At 39.7% G+C, this 13,209-nt stretch carries 8 protein-coding genes; all 8 read right to left on the minus strand.

The features are described from left to right. Positions 1-9: 9 nt before the first annotated feature. Positions 10-3,204 (minus strand): PAS domain S-box protein, encoded by a 3,195-nt coding sequence (locus KSMBR1_RS18700; protein WP_099326669.1) that lies wholly within the window; start codon positions 3,202-3,204, stop codon positions 10-12. A gap of 9 nt (positions 3,205-3,213) precedes the next feature. Next, the gene (amt, locus tag KSMBR1_RS18705) at positions 3,214-4,833 is read right to left on the minus strand and encodes an ammonium transporter (RefSeq protein WP_099326670.1); all 1,620 of its coding nucleotides are present in this window, start codon (positions 4,831-4,833) and stop codon (positions 3,214-3,216) included. 304 nt (positions 4,834-5,137) lie between these two features. Then, positions 5,138-5,995 carry a bifunctional methionine sulfoxide reductase B/A protein gene (locus KSMBR1_RS18710; RefSeq protein ID WP_099327118.1) on the minus strand — a complete coding sequence of 286 codons (858 nt, stop codon included), beginning with the start codon at positions 5,993-5,995 and terminating at the stop codon, positions 5,138-5,140. Between the two features lie 582 nt (positions 5,996-6,577). After that, on the minus strand, positions 6,578-9,253 hold the full coding sequence (locus KSMBR1_RS18715; protein WP_099326671.1) for a DEAD/DEAH box helicase: 2,676 nt from the start codon (positions 9,251-9,253) through the stop codon (positions 6,578-6,580). A gap of 9 nt (positions 9,254-9,262) precedes the next feature. Next, positions 9,263-9,577, minus strand: a complete 315-nt coding sequence (locus KSMBR1_RS18720; RefSeq protein ID WP_099326672.1) for a type II toxin-antitoxin system RelE/ParE family toxin — start codon at positions 9,575-9,577, stop codon at positions 9,263-9,265. After that, positions 9,565-9,753 (minus strand): hypothetical protein, encoded by a 189-nt coding sequence (locus KSMBR1_RS18725; RefSeq protein ID WP_099326673.1) that lies wholly within the window; start codon positions 9,751-9,753, stop codon positions 9,565-9,567. The genes KSMBR1_RS18720 and KSMBR1_RS18725 overlap by 13 nt, the downstream gene beginning before the upstream one ends. Before the next feature lie 199 nt (positions 9,754-9,952). After that, complete coding sequence (locus KSMBR1_RS18730; RefSeq protein WP_099326674.1) at positions 9,953-11,734, minus strand: site-specific DNA-methyltransferase; 1,782 nt, start codon at positions 11,732-11,734, stop codon at positions 9,953-9,955. 110 nt (positions 11,735-11,844) lie between these two features. Further along, the gene (locus KSMBR1_RS18735; protein ID WP_099326675.1) at positions 11,845-13,176 is read right to left on the minus strand and encodes a hypothetical protein; all 1,332 of its coding nucleotides are present in this window, start codon (positions 13,174-13,176) and stop codon (positions 11,845-11,847) included. Between the last annotated feature and the right edge of the window lie 33 nt (positions 13,177-13,209).

The raw sequence follows: 13,209 nt of genomic DNA on the forward strand, positions 1-13,209 counted from the left end.
TAGCGGAAACTATGCATCAGTTTTTAAAATCGGCAGTAGTATCTGAAAAGTGGTTCCCTCATTAAGGGTGCTTTTGATGCCGATCTTTCCGGCGTGTTCCGTTATAATATTGTAACATATCCATAAACCCAACCCTGTGCCGGTCCCTTTTTTCGTGCTAAAAAAGGGCTCAAAAATATTTGGCAAATCTTTTTCCCTTATTCCGCATCCGTTATCGGCAAACTCAATCTGTAACTGATTGTTTTTTGCTTGTGCAGTTATATTAATAGTTCCGCCGTTTGGCATTGCGTCAAGAGAATTGAGTATAAGGTTTGTAAACACCTGTTCTAATTGGTTGGAATGGCATCTTATGCAGGGAATATTTTTGTCAATCGTTTGTTTTACCGTTATTTTTGACTGAGAAAGTTTCTTCTGTAATAAATTCACGACATTTTGTATGTGATAATTAATATTATGATCGCCTTTTTCTTCCATTATATGCAGGTTAGAGTCTAACAAACTCCTTACAATTCCCGCTATCCTGTAAATGCCGTCCATGACGAGTTCCACATATTTCCTTTTCTCATCCTTCTCCCCCATTCTCTCCAGCAACAATTGCAGGTAATTAATAATGCCTTCCAGCGGGTTATTGATCTCATGCGCAACGCTTGAGACGACCCTGCCTGTTGAAGCCAGCTTTTCCGCCTCTAACAGTTGCGATTCCAGACTTTTTTCCGCCGTAATATCCCTGTAAACGGACCTGATGGCGGTAATTCTGCCATTATCATCACAAATATGATTATCGTTCAGGCTGACGTCTATAATGCATCCGTCTTTTTTTATAAGTTGTAGTTCTGGTCCCTTTACAAGCTGTCCGCTCAAACGTTTGGGTAATAATTTTTTCATTACTTCCCTGTTTTTTTTCGTTTGAAAATCGAAGATATGCCTTCCTATAAGTTCCTCTTTTTTATATCCTAAAATCTCTGCGCCTGTTTTATTGCAATTGATTATAATCCCGTTTTCATCGTTTGTTATATAGATATCCGGAGCATTATCATAAAGGTCTTTGTATCTTTTCTCAGACTCCCTTGTTTTTTTAAATAATCTGGCATTTTCCATGGCGATGGCCAACTGTATGGCAATCTGTTTCAGTAGTGTAAAATGTTTTTCAGAAAAGCTGTTTTTTTTTGAACTTCCAAAGTTAATCGTTCCGATAATATTGCCTTTGTATTCAAGCGGGAAACTGAGCCGCGACATTATACCTTCTTTGAGCAACAGACGATCTGGCTCAAAAGCGCTTTTTGAAGTATCTCTCACAATAAACGGCCTGCCGGTAAAAGTTACCTGCTCTAACAAGCTCCCTTCTTTTCTGAGCCAGTCATTTTCGCTAATTGCCGTGTAATCATACGATTTGTCCATGGCGGCAACCTCAACATTTTGTTTTTTTTCATCAATCAAGGCAATGCTGACCCTGTCAAACTCCATGACGCGCTTCAGCTCATTACTTATTGACCTAAATAGCATATCCGACATAAGATCAGAAGAAACAATCTTATTAATATTGTATATAATTTCCTTCTGATGTTCCATTTCCCACATTTTGGTAATATCCTGAACCAGCTCAAGCACATGGGTAATATTTCCCTGAACGTCTTTGATTGGTGACCCAATAAAGTGGTAATATTTCTTCTCGTTGTCCCTGCCAATTACCAGCTTTTTTATTTCTTCTCTCTTACCGCTCATAAATACGCGTTTTGCAGTGCAGTCCTCCGTGGAAGCATTGCCGCAGCCAAAAATTTTATTACACGCATCATTTTTAAAACCATATACCATTCCAAACTGTTCCACGAAGGGTTTGTTGCCCCACGTAATCTTCATTTCTCTATCGATGAGGCATAAGTATGCGCCTATTCCGGTCACTATCATATCGAGTTTCTTTTCTTCTCTCTCCAGTTCCGCACGTGCTTTTTCAAGGTCGTTCAGCATGTACAATGTTGCTTCTCTAAAGTCTGACAATTCATTTATAAGTTTTTTTGTATGCCTCATATCCCTGGCAACGCCGACAACATTTATCACCTCTCCATCGCTGTTACGCATTATACGCCCGCAAAAATTCACAGGGATATCTTCTCCTTTATGCGTATGATACATAATATCGTAATCCTTTAATACATCTTCCTTCCAAAGATCACTCCAGCTCCGGTTCGCAATGGGGTTGTCTTTGTCTCTCAGGATCATATCTATATTATTGCCAATTAACTCCTTTTCTTCATACCCTAACAGATCGAGCATTGATTTATTTACGGTTTTTATCCTGCCATGTTGGTCTACCACAACCAACGTATCGATCATGCTTTCAATTAAATTTTCCACATAAGCCTTTGACACAGTAGTCTTCTGCATATCTTCTGTCATTTTGTTTATAGAGGTAGCCAGCATTCCAATTTCGCCCCCTGAGGAAAGATGTATCCTCTTGTCAAGATCACCGTCGGCAATGGCGGCCATTACACGTGATATTTTTGAAATGGGGCTTGTAATCAACCTTTTTGTCAATAAGTATGTAATAAAAACAATTGCGGCAACAGAGACCAGTGCAATACAGATAAGTATTATTATGTTTGATTTCACGCTTGCATGAATAAGTCTTAATGGCGCTATGACGCTTATCGCTCCCCACAAATTGCCCTCCTTATATGCCTCATTCTCATGACCGGGAATGGTTGTTTTTCCTGCATGCCCTCCGTGGCATCCGAGACAGGACTTCTTCATATAGAGTGGGGCAATATAACGAAATATTTTTTCATTATTTATGCCAAACGACTCACCACAATACGCATCATGTGGTTTCTGTTCTTCCATGTTTTTCAAGACGGCTTCTTCCAAATCATCCGGGTGGTTATCTGTATTTATGTGTTTCAGTGCTATCAGCCGAACCGTGTATGGTCTGTTTTCGTTGATGGTGTTGGAAAATTCCGCGCAGATTTCTGAAGGGTGCAAATGTATAAAAACCGTATTGCTGCCAGCGCGGCCAGTATTGAAACTATTCTGAGCCTCTGCTAAACGACTGTGGATCATTTCTATTTGCTTAACAAGAATGTTTGCATGTTTTTTTATTTCGTCTTCCAGCAAATAGTCTTGCCTTTTAATGATCAGTGTAAAGCTTACCCCCAGTACCAGTGGTACAAAAAGGCTGATTGATAAGATATATTTAGCGCCCAGTTTCATAGATTATATTTATTTTGGTTTTTTTAAAGCGTAAAGGTCTTCTTCCATTTTTTTCATCTTTAATTCCCTGCCGACAGCTACTTTTGCAAAGTTCTCCAATTGTTCGGCTTTTTTCTTGAAATCATCCCGCGATTTTTCCAATTCCGAGGTTCTTTTCTTCACATCTTCTTCAAGATTTCTCTTTATGTCCTCCAGTTCCCTTGTTCTGTCTTTTATTTTGTCCTGTAATGCCGCATTCAAGTCCTGAACTTTTGTGATTTTAACAAAGTCAAGCCATGATGTGACGTCTGCATATTCACTGATATTTAATCCCTTAACCTCTTCTTCGGTGCTGATTCTAATGCCTACCAGTTTCTTCATACACCAGAAAAATAAAAGTCCCAATGAAAAAGCCCAGGCAAATGCCACAATAATTCCCAGACATTGCACGCCAACCTGTAAAAGGCGGCTGAAGTTTGTCATTGAAAATGCAGACACGGGAGTAAACAAGCTAACGGCCAGGGTGCCCCAGACGCCGCAAAATCCGTGGACGGGAACCGCCCCCACCGGGTCGTCCACTCTTAATATCTTTTCGATAAAATCCTTAGCCAATATTGCGATGATGCCTGCGCATAATCCAACTATACATGCATATACGGGGCTCACCCTGCTGCAACCTGCGCCAATGGCAACGATTCCCCCCATGATTCCTAAAAGTATTTCTGCGGCGTCCAATGTTTTGTTTTTCAGTTTTCTGAAAACTGCAGCAGCAACACCCGCTACCGACCCAGACAAGGTTGTATTGATAATTACCAACCCGATGCTGGTATCAGCCTGCAAAAGAGCCCCTCCGTTAAAACCAAACCAGCCAAACCACAAAAAAAATGTACCTATTGTGGCAAGTGGTAGATTGTGTCCGTACATCCTGTTCACGGTGCCATCAGGATTAAACTTTCCGGTCCTCGGCCCCAGCACAATGGCGCCCGACAAAGCAATCCATCCGCTTACAGAATGGACTACCGTAGAACCAGCAAAATCTATAAATCCGAGCCTTTCAAGCCATCCATACTGCTGGGTATGCAATAAATGTCCCCATGCCCAATGGCCAAAGACGGGATAAATCAGGCAAACAACAACAATGGTCGTACAAATATGAGTTAACAGTTTTGCTCTTTCGGCATAAGCGCCAGATGTAATAGTGGCTGCGGTACCTGCAAATACCAGTTGGATAAAAACAAAGGCATATCCCAGGGAGGTTAGATGAGTATCAATACCATATAACAGAAAATTACTTATGCCGATATAGCCGTTATAGCTCACGCCAAACATAATCCCAAACCCTACGATAAAATATGTTATGGAACTTATAAGAAAATTCAATATATTTTTTATGGAAACGCTTATGGCATTTTTTGCCTGTACTGAGCCAGCTTCATATGCCGTAAAACCCACCTGCATGAAAAAAACCATGCTGGCAGCGACAATAATCCAGATAAAATCAAGTTTTTTCTGGATTAATTGCAGAGATGTTTCCTCATTTTCAGCATGAACATTATAATGCGGGTAAAAAACTAATGCGGTCGCTATAATGCAGGCAAAGATAATTATTATTTGCCTTTTGTGCCTGTTATCGCTTTGTATGTTACTCATTCTGCACTCCCTTGTTTTCTAAGGAATTATTTACAGTATCATCTTTATTATTCAGTATTATTCATTTGTTTTCTGCTCATCTTTTCATCATGTTGGAATCTTCGGCACGATGGCAACGATTCTTTGTATGATAATACTATTTTGGGGATTTCCAAGTTTTGCGTGGGGCAAGTTATCGGGTTTTTTAGATGAACGTGTAGACTTAAAATGTTTTGATGTGATTTTCGTATTCATCATTTGACAATAGACAATCCTGCCAAGTCGGACAATCATCAATCATCCCATCCGGAACAAATCATTGCGGCTAAAAACGCTTCTGATAAAAATGGCAATAGGGTTGTTTCCCGGTTTTATGATAATAGTCCTGATGATAATCCTCGGCAAACCAAAATTGCCCGGCCTTTTCCACGGTGGTGGCTATTTTGTAGCCTTTATCCTTAAGAATATTGATCAGTTTTTCGGCAGTTTTCTTTTGTTCCTCTGAATTATAGAAGACGGCGGAACGATACTGGTAGCCGATATCGGGTCCCTGACGATTGATCTGAGTGGGGTCGTGGATTTCAAAAAATAAACGCGTAAGTTCCTCATAGGAGACAATGGATGGATCAAAGACCACTTCTACAGCTTCGACATGGCCTGTGGCTCCCGAACAGACTTCCTCATAGGTAGGATTCTTCTTTGTGCCGCCGATGTATCCGGAGGTAGCTGAAATAACACCCTCTTTGTCCCCGAAGTAATGCTCCACACCCCAGAAACAGCCGCCGGCGAAGATGGCCTTCTCCGTATTCACGACCTTCGTCTTTTCAGCCGATATGAAATTCAGTGAGAGAGAATTCACGCAGTGGCGGGTGTTCTTTTTGGTGAGGCCTTCACCCAAAAAGACATGTCCGAGATGGGCGCGACAATTTTTGCAGACTATTTCAGTACGTATGCCATCGGAATCGAGGTGCCTTTCCACGGCGCCGGGAATTTCTTCGTCAAAGCTGGGCCAGCCGCATTGGGCGTCAAATTTATCATCGGAGCGATATAAAGGCGCGTCACAGCGCTTGCAGGTGTATGTGCCCTTTACATCGTGATAATAATATTTTCCGCTGTAAGGGCGTTCAGTGCCTTTGTGGACGATAACGCGTTCTTCTTCGGGAGTTAAGGGATTGACCTTCATTTTCTTATCCTGAGCATTAAGGTTTAGGGTTATGAACAAACTTAAACTAAAAAAGAGAATGATTTTCTTCTGCATACTATTTTCGCTCCTTATGAAATTTTCCATGCCCAAATGGTCAGCTTGCCCCGATGAAGCCGGATTTTAAGCCAACCAGAGGGAAACGATAAAGGGCTGCTGGTTTTGTTGTTTTAAGGGTGACGCATCCGGACTCCCTCCCCTGCCGGAAGAATTATACGGTTAAAAGGTAGAAAGAATATCAAATATTGAACAATGAATAAAGAATGCCGAAGGATAAGAGAACTTCGTAATTCGAAATTCCCTGAAGGTTGTTGAGAAGGGCAACCGCTAATGAACAACAATGAACGTGAATCTTCATTCAAAATTCAAATAATTTGTCTCGCTTCAATCTTTCCTAACATTTTATTATTCTTCTTGCTGAAGCATGAGAATAACGCATGGACGGATTTTTCAGAAGGCTAAAATGTTACAAAATTTTAAATATACCCAAAATATTTATTTTAACAAAGTAATGTAATAAACTTAAAGAACTGTTTATTCTGCAATAGACTTTATCTCCTGCAATCAGTTCTTGTGCTCAAACGATTTTGTTAAATGTTCAAAGCTCATATTCACCATTACCGCATTATGTGGAATTAAAACATATTTCCAGGGTTTCCCTCCATTGGAAATAGTAAAATCTGTAGCAACCTTACAATACTCTAAGGCTGCCTGGGCTTTTCCCTGAACATCTTCCGATTCAATATCTGCCTCTTTCTTCGTTTCTATAAGATAAATAGCATCTTTTGTTTCCACGACAAAATCAGGGTTGTATTGCCTTGAATTGTGCTTCCAGTATAGGTGGAATTGATTAGATGCAGGCCTTAGCCACTTAAGAACTACTTTGTCCTGCTCTAAAATGACTGCAAAATCTTTTTCTGTCTTGGAATCAAATTTATACAGATTGTGGCATGCTTTTTTGAAACCACTAAATACCTTATTAGGAATGGCATTGGTTGGAGTGATTGTCTCGGTAAAATGATGAATGCTGTCTTTCGTGTATTTTGAAAAATTATGTTCTTCAATCCTTGTAAAAGGCTTTACCATTGGCTTTTCATAGCTTGGCGCTTCACAGTAAAAATGTTGCTTCATCTGGGAATAAATATAACTTCCAATCTCTTTTTTGTGAAATTGCACAACATTCATCAGTTTATCGTCGTCAAGATATGCCCTGAATTTCTCAATTGCCTGACCAGTTAATCTAAAAAGCAATTCAGTCTGTTCGTCATAATCTATTTCAGGGTAATTCATGAGTTCATTAACAATGATATTTTCCGGACCGTCATGTATGCCCCTGCCCTTCCCGCTTATAATATCAACACTGTTTTCCTGTTCACGGAGCTTTTTTACTAAAATTTCTTCCGACACCGGTTGGTAATTGAGACTCCTGGTATCAAGGTCAAAATCCTTAAAGCCCGACCTTACTTCATTGCTTTGCTGAATGGTGATTCTTGGAATTTCTATTATATTCTGTAAAAAATCATGTACCACCGCTTCATAGGCATCCTCAACTTCTTTTATCATCTCTGCAGTAAATAAATTTTTCTGAGGAGTACTGTAAATCTTTTGTTTTATTCTTTCTACAGCTATTTGTTTGATTTCTGACCTTGTCAATTCATTGACATTGGTTACGGTATTGTTTAGTCCCGGAAGTGTTGAAAGAATCGTCTTTCTGACTTCCAAGTTAATCTGGGCTTTTTGTCTCTGTTCAGGCTCAACAATAAGCCCAATCTTCCTTTGCTCTTCATCAAATTTTTGTTCAACGTTTGAAGTGGAGGTAATTACCTCTTTTTGTTGACTGATTTCCTGTGGATCAATTTCAATAATATTTTGCCTTTTAATGATAGAATCGGGTTGATTGGCTGCGTCAATTATCTCCTGAAATTTATCATGGGCTACAATCGTAAGTTTATCCACTTTATCAACACCCGTTCTTTTTCCATACGGCAAGCGTAACCCCCTGCCAATAGTCTGTTCCCTCAAAGTCATAGACGTAGCCGTTCTTAAGGGAATAATCGTATAGAGATTAGTTACGTCCCACCCTTCTTTCAGCATATTGACATGGATAACAATTTCAATTTTATTTTCTGGCTTTTCCAAAGAAATCAGTTGTGCAATATTTTCTTCTTTTTCTTCCCCTGATTGGTTCGAGTGGATTTCCATTACCTTATCGGCATAATAACCTTCAAAAAATGCGTTTGAAATGATCAACTGCTTTAATTTGCCGGCATGGGTTGTATCCTGTGCAACAACCAGCACAAAAGGCTTTACCGCTTTTACTCTATTATCCCGCGCATAGATATCCAAAGCCACTTTCGTGTCTTCATGGATACGAATGCCGTCTTCCAGTTTTATCCTGTCCAGTTCATCAGCGGAGTATTGTGAAGGATTAAAATCTTTACGGGTAGCCACTGCCGGTTCCTTTACAAAACCGTCCTGAATAGCCTTCGCTAATGAATATTCAAACACGACATTTTTAAACTTAATAGGCCCTCCGCTTCGTTCTATTTGGGGTGTCGCTGTAAGTTCCAATCCTAAAATAGGGTTTAATTCATTAATAACCTGCATGCCTCTGGCTGCCCGGTAGTGATGTGATTCGTCCATCAGCAAAACCAGGCCATCGAGGTTTGAAAGGTAATTGAAATAAGAATCGCCTAAATATTCTGAAAGCCTTTTTACGCGTGGAAGCTTGCCGCCCTTCGTTTCGGCATTTATCTTGGAGATGTTAAAAATGTTGATATGAATATCAGTTATGAACATTTTTGTCTGGCGAATTTCATTATAATTATCGCCGGTAATAATACGGGGTTGGTTATGAACAAACTCCCCAATGCCCTGAAATACGTATTTTGGGCAATTCGGATTGGAAAAGTCCTCAATGAGCTTATTATAAATGGTAATATTCGGCGCTAGTACGAAATAGTGCTTTATGCCCTTTGAAAGATATAAATAAGCGACAAATGCCCCCATTAAGCGCGTCTTTCCAACACCAGTGGCTAAAGCGAAACAGAGAGAAGGGAAGTTTCTTTCAAAGTCAGCACAAGCAGGATAGGCGCTTTTGACTATCTCCAGTGCCGCGAATAAATCGCCATTTTTCTGAAGGGTCAATTTATCCGTCAGCTCTGCCAGTATATTCAGGCTGTCTGCCTGCGGCAAGCGAAGGCTTAAGCGATTCTTGATGGTATTTGCTATGCGATTCATTTTTTGTCCTTAGGCAATGCTATTATCAAAAATATCTTCTTTCAGTAAACGGCTTCCATGCAGTACCGTAACGATCATTACTTTATCTTTTGCTTCATCATACCGGTAAATTATCCGATAATTGCCCATAATCAATTCCCGATACGGCGTATTTGGAAATTCCGGTAAAAAACGTCCCGCATTGGGGAATAATTGCAATCTTTCTGTGGATTTAAAGATATTTTGGATAGTATATTGTGCGTATAAAAGGGAATCTCTTGCTATATAGTCATAAATACCTTCTGAATCTGATATGGCTCTTTCAGACCAGATTACTGTTGCCATTTCTTCGATAACCTTTCTATCGCTTCTTCATGGGAAAATGTTCGCCCTTCGGCTATATCTTTTTCACCCATCTCAATTTTTTGAAGCATGTATATACGATACATAACGTCTTCCACCTCTACCTTTTCGGGTAACTCTTTTATCAGTTCTTCCAATTTTGATTTAATAATCTGCATTCTGTAACTCCCCTATTTTTATTTAAAAAAGTAACTATTGACCACTTGCACATCACGTCGCTATAGGCTAATCTTGCGATAGTCTGCTCTTATCACCGTAGTGATAGGAACACCTTTGGCTCATAATGTAACCCCTTCAATATGAGATATGATAAAATTGTCCGGCAGGAATAATTTCAGAGCAACTACCAATGCCGGATTATTTCTCACGTGCTTTTTCCTCTGCAAAGAGAGACCGTTGAACTATTTTTTTCTTTGTGCGTCCCTTACTTCTTTTCTTTTGAGGCGAAATAGCGGTAGGATTTGTTTCCTGAGATTCAATTTTCTCCTCATCCGCTTCAACTGGTAAATTGACAATATTTAAACTATAATCCTCTTTCCCAAACTCGCACCTGCCAAGCAACATCTTGGGAATCTTTTTTATGGTGATATTAGCGTAACGATTTTCGCAAGCTTCCTGAAAAGATTTACAACAAATCAGAAGGCTTTCGTCCGGTTTCATTTCTTCGTGAATCTTATCCAGAGACTGTACCGTAACAAACTGTGTGGTGATAAAAATATAATCCTTTTCAGTGGAACGGCCTTGCTTCCAGTAAATATGCTCATCCGGGCAGTGTCTAAAACCTTCATGCTTTGCCATAGCTGCGGCGAGCATATCGGCATTGTAACGTTCGTCAATAATCCAGTTGCCATGTTTATCTTTTTTCAGCAAACTTGGGGCTAAGTAGTAATATTTGAAACCACCGCCGCCCTGCCAGTTCACAGCTTTTGATATGCCACCTTGATCCGTGCCGTCAACTACCTTTTTCAATCGCGGAAGGCAGTGGGTATGGCAATGCTCGCCAAGTTCAATGCCTATCCACCTGCGCCACATCTTATGGGCAACAGCAGCGGTTGTGCCTGAGCCGAGGAAGGAGTCCAGAACCCAGTCACCGGGGTTAGTGGCGATGTGAATGATTCTTTTTAGGAGTCTTTCAGGTTTTGGTGTTTCAAAAGTGTCCTCAATACCAAAAAGGGCATTACATTCCTTTTTCGCTTCTTGGTTATGACCAACTTCCGAATTCGGCCACCATGTCCAAGCAGCAATACCTTCACTTTCAGAAAGGTATGTCTTTTTTCTTGGAACAGAATCACCATCTTTTCCGAACCAAATTCTACCTTCAGACAATAGCGTTTGGTAAACAGACTCAATATTACGCCAACAAGACCCGGGTCTTGGTTTATATTTTTTCCCATAAGGAGTAACAATTTCATACATCTGATTAGGTCTAAACCCTTTTGCCATAAAATCGGCTGATATCCATGGCCCCTTGGGGTCGTTATCCGGATTTTTGTACCTGCTGAGTTGGTCTTCAGTTTGTTCAAGAATATTCAATTTTTGTTTAAATAAAGATATGTTTTTTGAAAAAACGAGTATATGGTCATGCCCTGCGCCAATTGTTGCCCTCATATCTGGTTGAATTCTCTTTTGCCACACAACATTAGCAACAAAATTGCTCCTGCCAAATATCTCATCACAGAGCACCTTCAAATAATGGCATTCATTATCGTCAATTGTTATCCATAGAGTCCCGTCAGGGCGTAACAGCCTATGCAATATCTCAATTCTCGGCTTCATCAGGCTCAGCCATATTGAATGCTCAAGACCGTCATCGTAATGCTCAAAAGCGCTACCAGTGTTATAGGGCGGGTCAATACAAGCGCACTTTATCTCTTCTGCAAAATCCTGTTCAAGGGCTTTCAGCGCAAGGAGATTATCGCCGTGGATGAGCATATTACCCACCCCTGAATCCCCTCCCATGAGGGGACTTTTATACTTCCCTCTCGAGATGAGGTTGGGGGTATTTTTATTCCCCTCTTGAGAGAAGCGAGGGGTGTGTCCATAAGACTTCTCAGGGTCTTCAATTAATATGCGCGGCTCCAGCTTTGGCTGGTTTTCCTTGCCTATCCAGGTGAGTTCGAGTTTTTGGTTTTTGGTCATACCGAATGCCTTTGCAGTTTCACGCTAAATACTTACTCATTGACAAGCGTGATCTCGGACCCTGTAATTGAGTCTCTGAATAAATGTACCTGTTCCGTTTATTTCTTTCATTAATCCCAGAGTGAAGACTCTTTAGTATAGTTAGTTAATGAAGAGATGGATTCTTGATGCCCTTTATTATATTGCGCATTGTATGTATCTATTAAAACTTTGAGACTTAGCATCTCATAGATAACTCTTGCTACATCTGCAAAAGGCACCTCGACATTAAAATTACCTTTCTTGATTTTTGCAAAAGGAGTTTCAGTACTTAACTGTTCCGCTTTCGCTCTTAAACAAGTATCCACAATCACCCATCCGTCTTTTTCAAATATTTTTAATATTTCAGTAAGATTTATTGTGTAAGTTAAATAAATTCTTCCAATCATTAATGCAGTGATATCTTCTATTGAAAGTGGAAACACTGAGAAAGGGGCCAAGTTTGCAGAAAAACCACGGCGGTCTAAAGAATTGAAAGAGAAAACAACGTCATTATTTTGTTCCCAACGGTTTTTAACACTTTCATGTCTTGAGTCAAAATATTCTATGACCTTGTCCATGTCATCTAATTTCTCGAAATCAACGCACTCTAAAATCATATAGTTGCCAATCAATTCGCTAGAACAACACGTTTTTCTCGCTTTTGCAATAATGTTCTTGGCTATTGCTAAATAATTTTTCAGAGGAACATCACAAGGCAGAATTGTTAGCTTTGTGCCCTCATATTTCGTTATTCCAGTGTTAAAAAACTCTACTACCTCTTGCAACCTTTCCTTTTGTCTTGTTATCCTTCGTCCCCTTTTCTTTGACGACTTTACTTCTATAAGTTCAATGTCACCATTATCGTCTATTGTAGTTATATCCCCAGTTCTTAAAAAGTTGCTAATATCATTTATTATCGCCCTCTTTTTTTCATGAAGAATTTCTTTTGAAAAAACAGATAACTCTGTAATTAATCCCTCGTCAAGGCGAACAGGACCGCTATCCTCTTTGTTTGATAAAGCAGATAAAATCACCCTATTATAGTTTAAACACCTCCATGCTATTCCATCAATTATAGTCTTTAATGACTGATTGACTAGAAGGACAGCGCCTATCTGGTTCTGATATGTCCTTATTTGCTTCTCCCTATCTTCTTTATGTAAACTTGAATCAGCCGCAAGTTTCTCTAACATAATCTTCATGGCATCAATAGCCTTGGTATGTTGCAATAAGTCGCCTAATATGGATAATTGAAGCTTATAAATAGAGAATTTACTTTTACTCCTTTTTCGGCTTATGAACAAGTAATCCTCAATTATTTCCTTGTAATCTTCTTGTAATGGCATCCATATGGCATTAATCAGACGGGAATAATCTCGTTTTTTACTACCAGCGGTAACTATTTTTTGTTTAAATTCCATAATACTTATCAGTTTGTTGATTTATTCTGTAAA

The sequence above is a fragment of the Candidatus Kuenenia stuttgartiensis genome (assembly GCF_900232105.1).
Lineage (GTDB): Bacteria > Planctomycetota > Brocadiia > Brocadiales > Brocadiaceae > Kuenenia > Kuenenia stuttgartiensis_A.

Excerpts from the sequence above, each read along its gene's own strand:
- KSMBR1_RS18700 (WP_099326669.1), bottom strand. The coding sequence starts at position 3,204 with ATGAAACTGGGCGCTAAATATATCTTATCAATCAGCCTTTTTGTACCA.
- amt (WP_099326670.1), bottom strand. The coding sequence starts at position 4,833 with ATGAGTAACATACAAAGCGATAACAGGCACAAAAGGCAAATAATAATT.
- KSMBR1_RS18710 (WP_099327118.1), bottom strand. The coding sequence starts at position 5,995 with ATGAAGGTCAATCCCTTAACTCCCGAAGAAGAACGCGTTATCGTCCAC.
- KSMBR1_RS18715 (WP_099326671.1), bottom strand. The coding sequence starts at position 9,253 with ATGAATCGCATAGCAAATACCATCAAGAATCGCTTAAGCCTTCGCTTG.
- KSMBR1_RS18720 (WP_099326672.1), bottom strand. The coding sequence starts at position 9,577 with ATGGCAACAGTAATCTGGTCTGAAAGAGCCATATCAGATTCAGAAGGT.
- KSMBR1_RS18725 (WP_099326673.1), bottom strand. The coding sequence starts at position 9,753 with ATGCAGATTATTAAATCAAAATTGGAAGAACTGATAAAAGAGTTACCC.
- KSMBR1_RS18730 (WP_099326674.1), bottom strand. The coding sequence starts at position 11,734 with ATGACCAAAAACCAAAAACTCGAACTCACCTGGATAGGCAAGGAAAAC.
- KSMBR1_RS18735 (WP_099326675.1), bottom strand. The coding sequence starts at position 13,176 with ATGGAATTTAAACAAAAAATAGTTACCGCTGGTAGTAAAAAACGAGAT.